This window comes from Stenotrophomonas sp. DR822 (assembly GCF_019793815.1).
Classification (GTDB): domain Bacteria; phylum Pseudomonadota; class Gammaproteobacteria; order Xanthomonadales; family Xanthomonadaceae; genus Stenotrophomonas; species Stenotrophomonas indicatrix.
Map to the genome: position 1 here is coordinate 1,758,785 of NZ_CP081826.1, position 16,914 is coordinate 1,775,698.

Annotated in this window: 9 protein-coding genes, 1 tRNA gene, 1 other RNA gene and 1 pseudogene; 4 read left to right on the forward strand and 8 right to left on the reverse strand. The window is 66.6% G+C overall.

The genetic code is table 11. The annotated features are described in order from the left end of the window. Nucleotides 1–387: 387 nt before the first annotated feature. Entirely contained in the window at nt 388–1,242 is an 855-nt protein-coding gene (locus tag K5K93_RS08195; RefSeq protein WP_314819811.1) for an isocitrate lyase/phosphoenolpyruvate mutase family protein, read from the reverse strand. 63 nt (nt 1,243–1,305) lie between these two features. On the opposite strand from K5K93_RS08195, the pseudogene K5K93_RS08200 reads away from it, so the two are divergent. Next, nucleotides 1,306–1,748, forward strand: a pseudogene (locus K5K93_RS08200) (GNAT family N-acetyltransferase). 55 nt (nt 1,749–1,803) lie between these two features. Here the strand turns inward: K5K93_RS08200 and K5K93_RS08205 are convergent. Together K5K93_RS08205 and sugE are read right to left on the reverse strand one after the other, a co-directional pair. Next, nucleotides 1,804–11,064 (reverse strand): autotransporter-associated beta strand repeat-containing protein, encoded by a 9,261-nt coding sequence (locus tag K5K93_RS08205; RefSeq protein ID WP_222390539.1) that lies wholly within the window; start codon nt 11,062–11,064, stop codon nt 1,804–1,806. A gap of 367 nt (nt 11,065–11,431) precedes the next feature. After that, nucleotides 11,432–11,749, reverse strand: a complete 318-nt coding sequence (gene sugE, locus K5K93_RS08210; protein WP_049468377.1) for a quaternary ammonium compound efflux SMR transporter SugE — start codon at nt 11,747–11,749, stop codon at nt 11,432–11,434. A 299-nt stretch (nt 11,750–12,048) separates the two neighbouring features. Here sugE and ffs point away from each other — a divergent pair. Continuing rightward, an RNA gene (gene ffs, locus K5K93_RS08215) (signal recognition particle sRNA small type) lies at nt 12,049–12,145 on the forward strand. 76 nt (nt 12,146–12,221) lie between these two features. Here the strand turns inward: ffs and K5K93_RS08220 are convergent. The 3 genes from K5K93_RS08220 to K5K93_RS08230 are packed head-to-tail and all read right to left on the reverse strand — an operon-like array spanning nt 12,222 to nt 14,124. Further along, entirely contained in the window at nt 12,222–12,611 is a 390-nt protein-coding gene (locus tag K5K93_RS08220) for a nuclear transport factor 2 family protein (protein ID WP_222390540.1), read from the reverse strand. Beyond that, nucleotides 12,608–13,375, reverse strand: coding sequence for an MBL fold metallo-hydrolase (locus K5K93_RS08225; RefSeq protein WP_025878163.1), 768 nt, complete (start codon nt 13,373–13,375; stop codon nt 12,608–12,610). The genes K5K93_RS08220 and K5K93_RS08225 overlap by 4 nt, the downstream gene beginning before the upstream one ends. Continuing rightward, complete coding sequence (locus K5K93_RS08230; RefSeq protein WP_025878162.1) at nt 13,375–14,124, reverse strand: 3-deoxy-D-manno-octulosonic acid kinase; 750 nt, start codon at nt 14,122–14,124, stop codon at nt 13,375–13,377. The genes K5K93_RS08225 and K5K93_RS08230 overlap by 1 nt, the downstream gene beginning before the upstream one ends. 20 nt (nt 14,125–14,144) lie before the next feature. On the opposite strand from K5K93_RS08230, the gene K5K93_RS08235 reads away from it, so the two are divergent. Further along, nucleotides 14,145–15,191 (forward strand): glycosyltransferase family 9 protein, encoded by a 1,047-nt coding sequence (locus K5K93_RS08235; RefSeq protein WP_222390541.1) that lies wholly within the window; start codon nt 14,145–14,147, stop codon nt 15,189–15,191. A gap of 118 nt (nt 15,192–15,309) precedes the next feature. On the opposite strand, the gene K5K93_RS08240 is transcribed toward K5K93_RS08235, so the two are convergent. Together K5K93_RS08240 and K5K93_RS08245 are read right to left on the reverse strand one after the other, a co-directional pair. Continuing rightward, the gene (locus tag K5K93_RS08240) at nt 15,310–15,714 is read right to left on the reverse strand and encodes a DUF6165 family protein (RefSeq protein WP_032977378.1); all 405 of its coding nucleotides are present in this window, start codon (nt 15,712–15,714) and stop codon (nt 15,310–15,312) included. 220 nt (nt 15,715–15,934) lie between these two features. Then, a tRNA-Ser gene (locus tag K5K93_RS08245) sits at nt 15,935–16,025 on the reverse strand. 169 nt (nt 16,026–16,194) lie between these two features. Here K5K93_RS08245 and K5K93_RS08250 point away from each other — a divergent pair. Continuing rightward, entirely contained in the window at nt 16,195–16,899 is a 705-nt protein-coding gene (locus tag K5K93_RS08250) for a protein phosphatase 2C domain-containing protein (protein ID WP_025878157.1), read from the forward strand. Nucleotides 16,900–16,914: the final 15 nt, after the last annotated feature.

Consider the following 16,914-nt stretch of genomic DNA (forward strand, 5'->3'; position numbering starts at 1 on the left):
CCGCCCCTGTCGGGGCAGCCCCTCAACAGAGGGGCTTGTTCCTCCAGCTACGGCAGTAGATCCACGCCATGCGTGGATGACCGAAGGAACCGCGCCCGCCCAGGTTCGACGGCCTGCAGGAGTAGAGCCGGACAGCAGCACTTTTTTTATTTATCTGGCGGGGGACGCGAAGTGCGCTGCGCGCGCTTCGCCGCAAACGTTGCTGCGCAACGCTCGGGCCCCTCCCTTCGCCTGCCTCTCCCCGCCCCTGTCGGGGCAGCCCCTCAACAGAGGGGCTTGTTCCTCCAGCTACGGCAGTAGATCCACGCCATGCGTGGATGCCTCGGCCCGGTCGCATCGACTACCCGCCCGTGGTCGAGCCTGTCGGCGCGCACCGCCTTGGCGCCCTCACCTGTCGCTGAACAGCTGGTTCAAGGCCGCATAGCCCGGTGCGCCCTCGGGCATCGCCATCACTCCGCCGAGAAAATCCGTGGTCGCCGCAGCCATCGCCGCCCATGCATGCATGAACAAGGCCGGGCCCGCGCTCAGCCGCCGCACGCCGGCCTGCGACAGCGCAGCGAACGGCGCCATCCCTGGCAGCCACATCAGGTTGAGAGGCAGCGACACGCCGCTGGCAACTGCAGCAGCCTCGTCCAGCGCGCGAAGCCCGGGCACGAAGCCGCCGTCGGCACCGGCACGTGCATAGGCCTGCAGCCGATCGATGCTCATTCCCACCGCCTCATTTCCTTCGGCCAGGCCGCGCAGATACACATCGGTGCGCGCATTGATGAACAGCGGTCGTCCGCCCAGCGCCGAACGGATGGCGGTGATCTTGTCCACCAGCGCCGCAGGGCTGCCGGCACCGTCTTCAATGTTGATCCCTGCCGCACCCGCCTCCACCAGGCGCAGCACCCGCTCAGCGACCGCATCGGGGACATCGCTGTAACCGTCCTCGATATCGACCGTGACCGGCAGCGAGGTCACACCAACCATTTCTGAAACCCGCTGCAGCAGCGCGGCCTCCGGCAGCGAACCGCCATCGGCATAGCCGCAGGACCAAGCCATGGCAGCACTCGACGTTCCCACCGCGAGAGCCCCCTGCTGCTGGACCAGGCGGGCGCCACCGGCATCCCATACGTTGGGCAGCACATAGAGACCGCCTCGTTGGTGGAGTTGAACGAAGTTCTGGTGAACGTAGGACATGGATCCTCCTGATGACGGGCACCCGCAGTCTGCGCCCGGACCGGTTTCCGGGCTCGCCATATCCGGACATCAATGGTCCGGACCTCGCGCACAATGTGCCCGCCACCACGATGACAGTCATTCATGACACCCCGCCCCTACCGCTGCACCGACACCACCGCCTGCCTGTCGATCTTCGACAGCAACGTGCCCACCTCCTTCGCACCGGCAGAGCGGAGTGACTTCGAGCGCTTCCTGCACGAACACGCCGTGCAGCGCGCCTTCCAGGTGATCGAGGTCGAGGGCCAGGTGTTGGCCTGCGGCGGCCTCTGGCACTGCGGCGATGGCAGCGCCAGCTTGTGCTGGGGCATGGTTGAACGAAGTCGCCACAGACAGGGGCTGGGACGCGCGCCGCAGTGGCCCACTTGCATCAGGCTGAAGCAGCCCCATCGGTCCGGCGCATCACGCTCAGCACCAGCCAGCATACGCACAGCTTCCATGCCGGCCTCGGCTTCCAGGTGGTACGCGTGGTAGCCGATGGCCACGGCGCCGGAATCGACGCCGTGGAGATGCAGCGGGTGCTGTAACCCGGCTCTCGACGGATCCACGCATGGCGTGGATCCGTCGAAGACACGCGCTGGCTCAGAACCCGACGCGCAGGTTCAACTGGCCACCGATATCGTTGCGACCGTCGCCATGCTGGCCCTGCACGAACAGCGACAGCTGGCTGCTGCGTCCCAGGCCGACGGCCACACCGGCCTGGCTGACCAGCGCGTTGCGCGCCATCACGGCACTGTAGGCATCGAACGCCGTGCCACCGACGGCGAAGCTCTGCCGGCTGGCCACGTCGGTGTCACCGGACGCATGCTGCCAGCCCAGGCCGACCGTCAGCTGTGCCGGATAACGCTCGCCGCTGCCCACATCCCAGCGGCCGCGTACGCCGACGGTGCTGACATTGAGCGTGTCCTTGCCGCCCTCCATCATCAGCGCCGCGCTGCCGCCCTGCTCCACCGCGCGATCGCTGTCCACCCAGTGCTTGGTGAACTGCACATACGGTTGCAGTTGCGTCCTGCCATGGGTCCAGGTCCAGCTGCCTTCGATCTGGGCGATGGTGACATCCGAATCCTGGCGGCTGTGCAGCGTCTGTGCCAGCAGCGGCACTTCACGCGTGGTGCGCGTGCGGTAATCGCCGCGCGACACACTGCCACCGACCGCAAATCCGTTGCTCCACTCGCCCTGCGCATACAGTCCATAGGTGTTGCCACGCAGGCGTGCACGCGACTGGCGATCGTACAGCCGCGTATCCAGCCGCTCGCTGCCCGCCGCCGCACCCAGCACCACATGCTCGCCGAGCTTCCAATCGACGCCGGCCATCAGTGCATTGCGGTTGGCACGGATCTGGTCACCGTTGCCATCGCCGTCCTGCTTGAACACCTTGCCGCTACCCGCCAGCCATGCCGAAGCACGCTCGCCACGCACCGTCGGCAACTCGCTGCCAAGACGCTGGCGGATGCCCTCTTCCAGGTAGTTGTCGTACAGCAGCACTGCACGGCTGGCTGCATGCACTTCACCGGAGAGCTGGTTGAACGCGTTGCGCGCGGTGGCGGTGTCGTAGGCCAGCAGCGTGTTGTACAGGCCCAGCGCCGCGCCGGTCTGCGGCAGGCTGTCCAGCGCCGATGCCACGCCCAGCTGGTTGCGGGTCTGCGCAGCCGTGACGAAGGCCGCTGTCTGCTTCACATCGATCTTCAGCTGCGCGGCATTCGCGGTGTAGACCGGGCTCAGTGAGAGGAACGCCGAGGTGGTGGTGGGAGGCACGAACTGCCCGCTGACGCCGCCGCCTGCGTTGATGATCGTGTACTGCTGGCCCTGCTGGTAGCTGGTGTTCGGGTCGATGGCGTTGACCACCACCGATGCACCACCGATGTTCGCGCTGCCGCCCACCTGCACCACGTCACTGCCGGTAGCGCCCAGGTCGACCGACAGCGTGCTGCCCGGTGCCAGGGTCAGGTTGCCGCCCACGGTGATCGCGCCCGTACCGTTGCCGCCACTGCTGCCATTGCCCGGGCCGTTGCCCGGCGATACCACACCGCCGCTGCTCACGGTGACGCCGCCAGCGCTGCCGCCGATGGTGCCGGTACCCGACAACGTGGTGCCGCTGCCGATGGTCCATTGGCCACCGACGGTGCCGGTGACATTCAGGCCACCACCGGTGACCTGACCGGTACCAGTGAATCCGCCACTGTTGCCGCCCAGGTTGAGCAGGCCAGGGCCGGCCTGCACGATGCTGCCCGCGCCACTGATGCTGCCACCCAGCGTGGTGGTGCCGCCGGTGTTGACCACCAGGCCACCGTTGTTGGTGATGTTGCCGGTGACCGCGCCGCTGGCGCCGCCGTTGCCGATCTGCACGGTACCGCCGGCATTGATCGTGGTGCCACCGGTATAGGTGTTGTTGCCGGTAAGGACCAGCGTGCCGCTGCCGGCCTGGGTCAACCCGCCGCTGCCACTGACCACGCCACCAAGCGTGGTATTGCCGCCGACGTTGAACACCAGGCTGCCGTTGTTGCTGACGTTGCCGGTGATCGCACCGCTGGCCCCGCCATCGCCGACCTGCAGCGTACCGCCGGTGTTGATGGTGGTACCGCCGGTGTAGGTGTTGTTGCCGGTCAGGGTCAGCGTACCGGCACCGGCCTGGGTCAGACCGCCGCTGCCGCTGACCACGCCCGCGAGCGTGGTGTTGCCACCCACGTTGAACACCAGGCTGCCGTTGTTGCCGACGTCGCCGATGATCGACCCCGTTGCACCACCATTGCCCACCTGCAGGGTGCCACCGGTATTGATGGTGGTGCCGCCGGTGTAGGTGTTGTTGCCGGTCAGCGTCAGCGTGCCGCTGCCGGCCTGGGTCAGGCCACCGCTGCCGCTGACGGTGCCACCGAGTGTCGTGTTGCCCGACAGGTTGACCACCAGTGCGCCGTTGTTGGTCACGTCGCCGACGATCGCACCGGTCGCGCCGCCATTGCCGATCTGCAAGGTGCTGCCACCGTTGATGGTGGTTCCACCGGTGTAGGTGTTGTTGCCGGTCAGGGTCAACGTGCCGGTGCCGGTCTGCACCAGGCCACCGCTGCCACCGATGGTGCCACCGAAGGTGGTGCTGGCATTGCTGCCGCCGGTGGTCAGGGTGGAACCGCCGAGCACCACGTTGCCGCTGGCAACACCGGCCAGGCCACCAATGGCCTGGTCGCCGGCCGCACTGATGTCCAGCGTTCCGGCGCCGGCCAGGTTCACTGTGCTGGCCGAGGACAGGCTGCCACCGGCGGCGACTGCCAGGGTGCCGCTGTTGATCGTCGTGGTGCCGGTGTAGCTGCTGGCACCGCCCAGGGTCACCGTCGCCGCACCATCCTTGAGCAGGCTGCCATTGCCGGCGATATCGCCGTCCAGCGTCAGCGGCGTGCCCCCCAGCAGGGTCAACGTGCCGCTTGCCAGCTGCACGTTGTTGCCCAGGGTCAGCGGCACACTGCCGTCCAGCGTGGCGTCACCGCCCACGGTCAGCGTGCCGGTGCCCAGGGCACCACTGCCGCCCAGCGACAGGCCACCGGCGTTGAGCGCCACTCCGCCACCGAAGGTGTTGTTGCCGGTGAGGCCGAGCACGCCCGCACCGTTCTTGACCAGGCCACCGGCGCCACTGATGTCGCCGGCAAAGGTGCTGTTGCCCGCCGCGTTGGTGGTCAGTGTGTTGCCGCCAAGGCTGATCGTGCTGCCGGCGACGCCGGACAATGTACCGATGGCCTGGTTGCCACCGCTGGAGATGTCAAAACCGGTACCGGCGTTGGCCAGGTTCACTGCGCCGGTAGCGGCCAGGCTGCCACCGGCGCCGATCGCCAGCGTGCCGGCGTTGATGGTGGTGCCGCCCGTGAAGGTGTTGGTGCCGGTCAATGTTTCGGTACCGGTGCCCTCCTTGATCAGTCCACCGGTGCCGCCGATCGAACCACTGAATACGCCATTGGTGGCATCGCCGATGGTCAACGTGTTCGCGCCGAGGTTGACCGTGCCATTGCCGATCAGCGTGCCGAATACCTGCGTGCCGCTGCCGGCCGAAAGATCGAAGGTGGCGCCCGTGGCCAGATTGACGATGCCGCTGGCGGCCAAGCTGGCACCGGCACCGAGCGCGAGCGTGCCCGCGTTGATGTAGGTGCCGCCGGTATAGGTGTTGGTGCCGTTGAGCGTGAGGGTAGCAACGCCGTCCTTGGTCAAGCTGCCGGCCCCCGACAGATTGCCGTTGAGGGTGAGATTGTTGCTGCCGAGCACGGTCAGGCCCGCGTTGAGCACCATGTTGTTGGCCAAGGTCACCGCACTGCTGGAATCAAGCGTGGAAGCGCCCCCCACCGTCAGCGCGCCAGTTCCCAGCGCAGCGTTGTTGCCCACCACCAGGCCGCCAGCATTGAGGGTGACGCCGCCCCCGAACGTGCTGGCACCGTTGAGGGTCTGCACGCCGGAGCCGTTCTTTACCAGCCCACCGCTGCCGGTCAGGGCACCGTTGAAGGTCGCGTCGGTGGTACCTCCCAGCGTCAGGCTGTTGCCCCCCAACGACACCGTGCTGCCGGCCACACCCGCCAGCGAACCGATGCTCTGGTTGCCGCCAGCGGAGATGTCGAAGGTGCCGGTACCGGCCAGGTTCATCGCGCCGGTCGGCGACAGGCTGCCGCCCGCCCCGATCGCCAGCGTGCCGCTGTTGATGACCGTGCCGCCGGTGAAGGTGTTGCTGCCGGTCAGGGTGACCGTCGCCGCGCCATTCTTGATCAGGCCACCATCGCCGGTGACCGCCCCGCCCAGCGTCAATGCATTGCTGCCAAGCAGGTTGAGCGTGGCACCGGCCAGCAGGCCGATGTCGTTGCCGAGGTTCGCAGCGATGCTGCTGTCCAGCGATGCGTTGGCGCCCACGGTCAGCGCGCCGGTACCCAGCGCGGCATTGTTGCCCACCACCAGGCCGCCACCGTTGAGTGCCACCCCGCCACCGAACACGTTGGCGCCGCCCAACGTCTGGATGCCCGTGCCGTTCTTGACCAGCCCGCCGGTCCCACCAATCACGCCATCGAAGGTACCGTTGCCAACACCGCCGAAGGTCAGCGTGTTTCCGCCCAGCGCCACGGTGCTGCCGGCGACGCCGTTGAGCGCGCCGATGGTCTGGTTGCCAGCAGCGGAGATGTCGAAGCCGGTGCCCGGCGCGGAAAGCGTGACTGCACCGGTTGCCGCCAGGCTGCCACCGGCACCGATCGCCAGCGTTCCCGCATTGATCAGAGTGCCACCGGTGAAGGTGTTGGTACCGGTCAGCGTTTCAGTACCGGCCCCCTCCTTGATCAGGCCGCCGGTGCCGGCGATGGAGCCGCTGAAGACACCGTTGGTCGGCCCGCCGACGGTGATCGAGTTCGCGCCCAGGTTGACCGTGCCACTGCCGGTCAGGGTACCGAAGGTCTGCGCACCGTTGCCTGCCGAGAGATCCAGCGTAGCGCCGCTGGCCAGGTTGACAGTGCCGCTGGCGGCCAGGCTTGCACCTGCTCCCAGGGCCAGTGTGCCGGCATTGACGTTGGTGCCGCCGGTATAGGTATTCACGCCGTTCAAGGTAAGCGTGGCAGCACCATTCTTGATCAGGCTGCCTGTGCCGGAGATCACCCCGTTGAGCGTCAGCGCATTGCTTCCGAGCACGGTCAGGCCGGCGTTGAGGGCGATGTTGTTGACCAGTGTTGCCGCCAGGCTGGTGTCGAGGGTCGCCGCGCCACCCACGGTCAGCGCACCACTGCCCAGCGCCCCGTCATTGCCGAGCAGCAGGCCACCGGCATTGAGGCTGACGCCGCCGCCGAAGGTGCTGGCAGCCGACAACGTCTGCACGCCTGCCCCCACCTTGACCAGCCCGCCGCCTCCACTGATCACGCCATCGAACACCGCATCGGCTGCCGTACCGAAGGTCAGCGAGTTCCCTCCCAGCATGACCGTCGAACCGGCCACGCCATCCAGCGTGCCGATGGTCTGGTTGCCGGTTGCCGCCGATAGGTCAAAGCCCGCGCCGGCGCCGCCGAGGGTGACGTCACCCCCTACAGCCAGGCTGCCGCCTGCGCCAAGCGCCAGGGTTCCGGCATTGATCGTGGTGCTGCCGACGTAGGTATTCGCGTTGGTCAGGGTCAGCGTGGCCGCACCGTTCTTGACCAGTGCGCCATTGCCCGACACCACACCGCCGAGCGTCAGCGCATTGCTGCCCTGCAGGGCGAGCGTCGTGCCCGAAGCCAGGTTGATCGCGTTGCCCACGGTGTAGGCAGCGGCAGTATCCAGCGTTGCATTGCCGCCGACGTTGAGCGCGCCCGTTCCCAGCGCGCCTGCGTTGCCCAACTGCAGGTTGCCGCCGTTCAACGTCAGGCCGCCACTGAAGCCGTTGGCGTTGCCGAGGGTCAACGTACCGGCGCCGTTCTTGACCAGACTGCCGGTGCCGGAAATCACACCATCGAGCGTGAGTGCGTTGCTGCCGATCAGCGTCAGTGCCGAGCCTGCGCCAAGGTTGACCACATTGGTCAGCCCAAGCGCAATGCTGTTGTCCAGGCTGGCATTCGCAGCTACGTTCAGCGCGCCGGTTCCCAGGGCTCCACTGTTGCCCAGCAACAGGCCGCCGCCCGCCAGGTTCAGGCCGCCCCCGAAGGTATTGGCACCGTTGAGCGTCAACACCGTGGCGCCGTTCTTCGCCAGGCCACCGTTGCCGGACACCACGCCGCCCAGCGTGATGTTCTGGCTGCCGGGGAGCGTAAGAATCGCACCGGTACCCAGGGCCACGTTGTTGCCCAGGTTCAGCGCAACCGCCGCGTCCAGCGACACGTTGCCACCGATGTTCAGCGCGCCGGTGCCCGCCGCCGTACTGCTGCCCAGCAGCACGCTGCCGGCATTGAGGTTGAGGCCACCGCTGAAACCATTGGTACCGTTCAAGGTCAACAGCGAGGCGCCGTTCTTGGTCAGGCTGCCGACGCCGGAAATGTCGCCGTTCAACGTGATGTTGTTGCTGCCGCCCAAGGTCAGTGCCGCACCGAGGTTGACCGCGTTGCCCAGGGTCAGCGCAGTGCTGCCGTCCAACGTCGCGGCACCGTTGACGCTGAGCGCGCCGGTGCCCAGTGCACCGCTGTTGCCCAGCAGCAGACCGCCAGCATTGAGCGCGACGCCGCCGGTGAAGGTGTTTGCGCCGGTCAACGTCTGTACGCCACTTCCGTTCTTTACCAGGCCTCCGCCGACGCCACTGATCACTCCAGCGAAGGTCTGGTCGGTCGCACTGCCAAAGGTGAGCGTATTGCCGCCCAATGCCATGGTGGAACCTGCAACGCCGGACAGTGCACCGATGGTCTGGTTGCCACCCAGGGAAAGGTCCAGCGCCGCCCCAGCCCCCGACAGGCTGACCGCGCCGGTCGCGGCGAGGCTGCCACCACTGCCCAGCGCCACCGTACCGGCAGCAACGTTCAAACCGCCAGTGAAGGTATTGGCGCCGTTGAGCGTCAGTGTCGAAGCCCCGCTCTTTATCAGGCCGCCACCACCGGAAATCGCCCCGCCCAGTGTCAGCGCGTTGCCACCCAGCACGTTCAACGAACCTGCCGCGCCGATGATCACGTCATTGCCCAGGGTCAGGGCTGCGAAGGTATCCAGCGTCGCGGCGTTGTTGATGTCCAGCAGGCCGGTACCGAGCGCACTGCTGTTGCCCAACAGCAGGCCGCCACCGTTGACGACCAGGCCACCACTGAACGTGTTGGCGCCGTTCAAGGTGAGCAGCGATGCGCCGTTCTTGCCAATGTTGCCGACGCCGGAGATCACCCCGTTCAGCACCACGGGCTGGCCGCCCTGCAGCGCGAGCGAGCCGCCAGCGCCGAGCGCGATGTCGTTGGCCAGGCTGAGCGCCGCAGTAGTGCCATCCAGCGTGACCTCGCCGCCCACGCTCAGCACACCCGTTCCCAATGCACCGCTGTTGCCGAGCAGCAGGCCGCCGCCATTGAGGGCAACGCCCCCACCCAGGCTGTTGCTGCCCGACAACGTCTGCACCCCTGCACCGACTTTGACAAGGCTGCCGGTGGTGCCGGTGAAGTTGCCGGCGAAGGCCGTATTGCCGAGGCCACCCAGAGTCAGTGCATGGGTGCCAACGTTGACCGTGCCACCTGCACCGGCCAGCGAGCCGATGGTCTGGTTGCCAGCGGCGGACAGATCCAGCGTCGTACCGGTGCTCAGCGAGATCGCGCCCGTCGGTGACAGGCTGCCACCCGCCCCCAGCGCCAGCGAGCCGCCGGTAATGGAGAAGTTGCCGGACAGCGAATTGGCACCGTTCAAGGTCAACGTTCCCGCGCCCCCCTTGATCAGGTTGCCAGCGCCGGAAATCGAGCCGCCCAGGGTCAGCGCCTGGCTGCCGAGCAGATTCAGCGTCCCGCCACCATTGACCACGACATTGTTTCCGAGAGTGAAACCGGCCGTGGTATCCAGCGTCGCCGCCCCACCCACGGTGAGGTTGCCGCTGCCAAGCGCGCCAGCGTTGCCCAGCAGCAGGCCACCTGTGTTGAGGTTGACGCCACCGCTGAACAGGTTGGCCCCTCCCAGCGTGACAATGCTGCTGTTGCTGACCGTCAGCCCACCGGTGCCACTGAGTACGCCCCCCAGGGTAAACGCGTTGGTGCCGGCCAAGGTCAGCCGTCCACTCCCGTTCAGCGCGAACGCATTGGCAAGCGAGAGACCGGCGGTAGAGGCCGCAATGGCGCCGCCGTTGACGTCCAACAGGCCGCTGCCGAAGGACCCGCCATTGTTGAAGGTGACCAGGCCGTCATTGAGCGTGGCGCTGGTGCCAGCCCAGGCACCGACAAGGTTCCAGGTGCCGCTGTTGACGGTCAGGTTCTCGAATCCGGTGTAGCCGGACCAGTTCACTGTGGTCACCGCACCGCCGGTGCCACTGCCCGGGCCGGTTGCGCTGTTCTGCAGCAGCAGGCGGTCGCCGGTACCGGTACCGCCATCGACGATGCCCGCCGCTGCGAGGTTCACGCCTGCAGCGCCGAACACGCCTGCGATACCGGTCGCCAGCGGCCCCAGCGCCACGCTGGAGCCGGACACTGCAGTGAAGCTGTTGCCGGTCGTGGTGGAGTTGCCCAGATGCACGCTGCCAGTGATGGTGCCGGCGTTGATCACGGTGTTGCCAGCAGCCGAGCTACCCAACCCGATGCGCCCGGTGATGGTGCTGGTATTGACGAGGTTCGCCTGGGCACCGCCGTAGGTGACGATCGCCGCAGCATCGGCGGTGGTCAGCAGGCCCGCTCCGAGAATGGACATGCCCACGGTGCCGTTGTTGGTGATGTTGGTTACCCCGCCAGCAGCGTTCTCGGCGATCAGCGCCTGCCCGCCCAGCCCCAGGATCGAGCCGATGTTGACCAGGCCCTTGATGCTGCCGCCCGCCTGGTTGGTGACGTTGATCGTGTTGCCACCGGCAGTGTTGTTGCCCAGCACCATGCCAGAGGCAGCCAGACTGATACCTCCGTTGAGAGTGGGATCAATCGAGCCTGCGTTGTTCACAGTGATACCGTTGCCGGTCAGCGCCACTGCGTTGCCGCCGACGATGGGCAGCACGCTCAGCACCGCGCCGGTGGCGATGTTCAGGGTCACGCCATTGGCGGTACTGGAAAAATTGTTCTGGTTCGTCGTGCCATCGCAGGTAATCACCGCACCGGCCGTGGTGCAGGCTGCAAACGCCGAACCGCTGGCCAGTGTGGCCGCCAATGCCACTGCCAATCGCTGTAGTTTCATCCCGCGCCGTGTTGCCGTGATACCGCCTCCCGTCGGATTCCGGGTGATTTCCGAGGCCACCTGCATCACACCCAGGGCACGGTTGAAAACCAGACGGTAAATGCGGTTCATCGGTAAATCTCCATGAAATGACCGGTGGCACAGCAGGCATATTTTTTGGAGGTGATGTCGTCCTGCCCTGCTCCACCCGGGAACAAGACCTGCGGTATCAACCTTGAAAAACAGTCACACTTTCACGTGCAAGCGCTGCAGGAACTGCGCGCGCCTGCCTGTCCGTCAGCGCGAAAACCCCCCGGTTTCGCTTGACGAATGGGCGCACTGTGCGGCCGTCAACGCCAGCACCACGTGAATCCGGAACTTTATTTTCATGATGGCCGTCAAATAATCACGGCAGTCGTCACGACTTTGCCGAAAATGCATATTCTCTTGTTTCTGCAGAACGGGAATATCCATATTCCCGCCGCATTCGTAACCGGCCTCAGCTGCTGGAGAGTTTCATCAGCACCAGGCCGGCGACGATCAGTACCGCCGCGCCAATCCGCATCGGGCTGACCTGCTCGCCCAGGAACACGATGCCGACCACGAAAGCACCGACCGCGCCGATACCGGTCCAGATCGTATAGGCGGTGCCCAGCGGCAGGCTGCGCATGGCGACGGCCAGCAGCCAGAAGCTGGCGATCATGCCGACGATGGTGATGACGGTGGGGGTGAGTCTGGTGAAGCCTTCAGACTGCTTCATCGACACGGCCCAGACGATTTCCAGCAGGCCGGCAAACAACAGATAGATCCAGGCCATGACAGCCCTCCTTTGGTAGGGCCAGGCCGTCCTGGTCATTGCATCCCGATGTGGGGGAGGTCGTTCCTCCTGGGACCGGATTCTAGCAACGGCGGCAGCCACCGGCCGATGCTGGGGGCACAGGGTTACATCGGATTCAGTGCATGAAGCTGGCATCAACGCACCTGCCTGCGCTAGAATGCGCCTCTGCCATCGGTAAGCCGATGTGCAGTCCGGCGGTGGTCTCCGGCGCACAACGCGCTGCTTTCCCTGATCCGTGAATCGGCCGCCTCCGGGCGGCCAATGTCTCTATGGTGGCCCCGTCGGCCCCTCGCGACGCTAGGTCGAAAACTCCGCCAGGGCCGGAAGGCAGCAACGGTATCGATCGACGCGGGCGCCGAGGTCAGCCGGCGGGGCCACCGCCTTTTCGGCGAAACCCCGCTCCGGTAGATGCCAACCTTGGTTGGCGCCCTTCGCCGGGCATGCCCTGGCGCTACCGCGCCTCAGGCGTACCCTGATGGAATGCCACCCGCCAGCCCGTTGAATGCTGACGCCACAGCGAGCTGCGCAGCACCCAGCGCTGTGGTTGGTCATCGACGTGATAGCGACTGCGGTAACGCACCTGGGCCAAGCCCTCTGCCAGCATCCACACGGCGTACCGGTCCGACTCGATCACCACCTGCGCACGCTCCAGCGGGATCTCTTCCAGCGCGGCCTCACGGCCGTAGCACTGGCCGGAGCTGCCGATCTCGCTGAAATCCTCATCCAGCAACGCCGCCAGACGCTCATGGTCTGCGCGCACCTGCGGGCAATGCAGTGCGCGTTCCAGCCCCTCCAGTTCGGCGGCCAGCGCCGGTGTAGCGGCGGCGCCAGCGCTGCTCACGGCGGATCCTGCGCCAGCACGTGCGGCGCCGTGGGTGCGGCCAGCACAACGCACTGGCCCGGCTGTGCCACCCGGTGCCCGCGCGCGGCCAGGGCCTGGCCATCGGCCACGCTGGCGTAGTGGTACAGCATCATCCGTGCCTGCAGTTCGGCGCTGTACTCGCGCTCCAGGTCATCCACCCCGGTATGCGAAGGATTGCCGTGCAACCCGCAGTCGTGGGCGATCAGTTCGTTGTCACTGGCATAGCGCGCCAGCATTTCCGGAATCGGCCGGGTGTCCCCGCTCCAGGTCAGCGCGCCCTGCAGGCGCAGGCCATAGGCCGTCTCCGGCCAGTGGTGGCGCACGGGGAACACCTCCAGCCGCACACCCTCGTGCCAGAACGCATCGCCCACCACGATCAGCTGGAAGGCATCCCAGAAGTTGGCGCCGCCCTCGGCCAGCACGTTCGGGTAATCGCCGATGCGCTTGTGCAGCAGCGGCACCACCGTGGCCGGCACGTACAGGCGCACCTTGCCGCGCCGCTGCGCGCTGAAGAAGGTATCCACGAACAGCCGCTCGAAACCGGCCACGTGGTCCAGGTGTACATGGGTGACGAACAGCGCCTGCGGCATATGCCCGTAGTGGGCCTTGAAGGCAGTCAGGCCTTCGCCGCCGCAGTCGATGGTCAGCCAGGGCCGGCCATCGCGCTCGATCACCGACATGGGCGAACCCAGCTCGACCGCCGACGCATTGCCGACGCCGAGGAAACGCAACGACCAGTCCATCAGGTGCCCCGGTTCCAGGCCATGTCATAGGCGCGGCGCAGGCGCGCATAGTCTTTTTCCACGTCTTCCACGCTGCGCTCACCGCGCAGCTTGATCAGCGAGCGCAGCAGGCGCTTGAGATTGCGCTCGCGCCAGGCCGTGGCCGGGATGCGGATCACCCCGCGATCGAAGTCGATCAGCCAGCCATGCCCGTTGCCATCGAACAGGATGTTGTGCGCATTGAGATCGGCATGGTCCAGCCCGGCACGGTGGAAGCGCGCGATCATCCGCCCGGTTTCCTCCCACGGCGCCCCGCGCCCGGCCACCAGTGCGCGGTCGGCCAGCGAGCGCACCCCTTCGATCCGTTCCATCAGGATCGCGGCGCGGTAGCGCAGGCCTTCACGCATGTAGAAGGCGGCAATCGGCCTGGGCACCGGCAGCTTCTTCTCGCGCAGCGCGCGCATCAGCCGGAATTCGGCAAAGCTGCGGGTCCGGTCCGCCCCCCGCCAGATGTACTGGTCGTGGCTGATCCGGGCCGCCAGCCCCCCGCGCAGGTAGTGCCGCAGTACGCTGGCGCCGAACGGCGCATCCACGAACCAGGCGCTGCCACGGCCGCCCTCACCCACCGGCCGGGCCTTGCCGGCCCAGTGCTGTGGCGAGAACAGACCGATGTCGGCTTGCCGCAGCCGCTCGCGGTCGAACAGAATGGCCCCGATGCCGCGACCCTCGCGGCATGGCGTCAGCGCTTCATTGGCGTCGAATGCGACCATTCCTTTGAGTCTAACAACACATGGCATCAGCGTCCTCCTCCTTGTGTCTTCTGCGCCTGTCCGCTCTTGGCGATGTGACCCACGTAGTGCCGCTGGTGCGCACCCTGCAGGCCGCGCGACCGGACACGCCGATCCACTGGATCATCGACAAGGTCGGGCAGAAGCTGCTCGATGGCCTGCCGGGCGTCTCCTTCCACGCCTACGACAAGAAGACCGGCATGGCCGGAGTGAAGGAGCTGCGCAAGCAGTTGCCGCCCGGGCGTTTCGAGGCCCTGCTGCAGATGCAGGTGGCGTTCCGCGCCAACGTGCTGTCGGCCTTCATTCCCGCCGAGCGCCGCATCGGGTACGACCGCAGCCGCTCCAAGGACCTGCACGGCCTCTTCATCAACGAACGCATCCCCGATCGCCCGGGCATCCATGTGCTCGATGCCATCGGCAGCTTCTGCGAGCCACTGGGCTTTCGCCAGACCGACGTCAGCTGGGACCTGGCCGTGCCGCAGGCCGCCTATGACTGGGCCGCTGCGCAATGGCAGGACGATGGTCGGCCGGTGCTGATGATCTCGCCCTGCTCCAGCCATGTGCGCCGCAACTGGTACGCCGACCGCTATGCCGAGGTTGCCAACCATGCCGTCGCGCGCGGATGGCGGGTCGTGCTGTGCGGCGGCCGCAGCGAACTGGAGCGCAGCATGGCCGACGCCATCCAGGCCCAGCTGGATGTTCCGGCGCTGGACCTGGTCGGCAAGGACACGCTCAAGCAGTTGCCGGCCCTGCTGGCCCGCGCCAATCTGGTGATGACCCCGGACTCTGGCCCGATGCACATTGCCAACGCAATGGGTTCCAAGGTGCTGGGCTTGCATGCGGCCAGCAACCCGAACCGCAGCGGCCCGTATTCGGACCGCCGCTACTGCGCGGACCGCTACGACGACGCGGCGCGCAAGTATCTGGGCAAGCAGGCAGCCGACCTCAAGTGGGGTACCAAGATCGAATTCGACGATGTGATGGAACTGATCACCGTCGAGGACGGCATTGCCGCGTTCGAGCGTTACGTCGCCGACCACCTGGGGTGAGTGGCACGCCGGGCGGCCGAGCGCTGCCTACTGGGTGCGGACCTTGGTCCGCACCGTCCCGCAACCCGGGAGATCCATCCACGCATGGCGTGGATCTACTGCGTCGGGCCGCCCGGGATTACGCGCGCTGCGTGTAATCCTGGTAGGACTTCTCTTCCACGTACGCCGAACCCAGCGCCAGGTTGATCGCCTTCTTGATGCGTGCGCGTTCGTCGTTGCGCAGGTACACGCTGCGCGCCAGGTCGATGAACCCCTGATCGAACGCCTGCGCCTTGTCCTTCAGGCGGATGTCGTCCTCGATCTCCCACAGCTGCTCGTTGACCGCCTTCAGCTCGGCGCGCAGCTTGGCGATGTCCTTCACTGCCGCCGGGTGCGCCATCCACGTGGTTTCCAGCGCGGACAGCTCCTTGCGTACGTTGGCCAGCTTGCCTTCGTCACTGATGCGCTCGGACTTGATCTGCAGGATCGAGATCTTGTCCAGCAGCTCGCCGAATGAAACGGGGACGAGGATTTCAGCGGTCATCGTGGCGGCTCCAGCAGGTGATGACGTACATGGTAACCCGCCGCACGCGAACGGTATCCACGCATGGCGTGGATCTACTCAAGCATCCGGGAGATGGTCGGCAAAGGGAGGGGCCCGAACGTTGCATCGCAACGTTTGGGGCGACGCGCGAAGCGTCGTCGCATCCCCGCGCCAGATTAAAAAAGAAGGGCTGCCTTTCGGCAGCCCTTCTTTTTTAATCTGGCGGAGAGGGGGGGATTCGAACCCCCGAGGCGCTATAAACGCCTGCCTGATTTCGAGTCAGGTACATTCAACCGCTCTGCCACCTCTCCAGATGTTCCCCGGCGAACCGGGGACGCGCATCATACGAGGAAGCGCGGCTGACGACAAGTCATTGCGCCCAATGAAGTGAAATTTTCCTGACTGCATGGCTTGCCGGATGTCCGCTTGGCCGTGATGATGCCGTTCTCCCCGGCATTACCCCCTCGCCCAGCACCCACCATGATCGAATTCGGACATCTCACCCACCCCGGCCTGCGCCGCGAGCTCAATGAGGACACCTATTACGGTGACGGCGAGCTGGCCCTGTGGCTGGTAGCCGACGGCATGGGCGGGCACGCCTGCGGCGAGGTGGCCAGTGCACTGGCGCGCGAGACCATCGTCCGTGAGATCCGCCGTGGCGCGCCGTTGGCGCAGGCGATCCGCACCGCCGACGAAGAAATCATCCGCGCCTCGCGCCGGCGCAACGACAGCCTGCCGATGGGCACCACCGTGGTCGCTGCACGGGTGCAGGGCAACCGTTACGAAGTGGCCTGGGTCGGCGACAGCCGCGCCTATCTGTGGCGCGATGGCCAGCTTGCCCAGCTCAGCCAGGACCACAGCGTGGTGCAGGAACTGGTCGCGCAGGGCAACCTGACGGCCGAGCAGGCGCGCGCCCATCCCCACCGCAACGTGGTCACCCAGGCACTGGGCGTCACCGACCCGGCACACCTGAACGTGGCGACCACCAGCGGCGAGCTGCGCCCGGGCATGCAGTTGCTGCTGTGCAGTGATGGCCTGACCGAGGAAGTGGATGACCGCGGCATCGCCCGCACCCTCGCCTTCGACGACGCCAGCGCACAGGAATGCGTAGACAGCCTGGTCGCCTCCGCCCTCGACGGCGGCGGCTCGGACAACATTACCGTGATCCTGGTGCGCTGCCACTGAAGCCGGCTGGAGGCG

Excerpts from the sequence above, each read along its gene's own strand:
- sugE (WP_049468377.1), bottom strand. The coding sequence starts at position 11,749 with ATGGCCTGGATCTATCTGTTGTTTGCCGGCCTGCTGGAAATCGTCTGG.
- K5K93_RS08205 (WP_222390539.1), bottom strand. The coding sequence starts at position 11,064 with ATGAACCGCATTTACCGTCTGGTTTTCAACCGTGCCCTGGGTGTGATG.
- K5K93_RS08235 (WP_222390541.1), top strand. The coding sequence starts at position 14,145 with ATGGCATCAGCGTCCTCCTCCTTGTGTCTTCTGCGCCTGTCCGCTCTT.
- K5K93_RS08195 (WP_314819811.1), bottom strand. The coding sequence starts at position 1,242 with ATGGCGAGCCCGGAAACCGGTCCGGGCGCAGACTGCGGGTGCCCGTCA.
- K5K93_RS08230 (WP_025878162.1), bottom strand. The coding sequence starts at position 14,124 with ATGGTCGCATTCGACGCCAATGAAGCGCTGACGCCATGCCGCGAGGGT.
- K5K93_RS08225 (WP_025878163.1), bottom strand. The coding sequence starts at position 13,375 with ATGGACTGGTCGTTGCGTTTCCTCGGCGTCGGCAATGCGTCGGCGGTC.
- K5K93_RS08240 (WP_032977378.1), bottom strand. The coding sequence starts at position 15,714 with ATGACCGCTGAAATCCTCGTCCCCGTTTCATTCGGCGAGCTGCTGGAC.
- K5K93_RS08250 (WP_025878157.1), top strand. The coding sequence starts at position 16,195 with ATGATCGAATTCGGACATCTCACCCACCCCGGCCTGCGCCGCGAGCTC.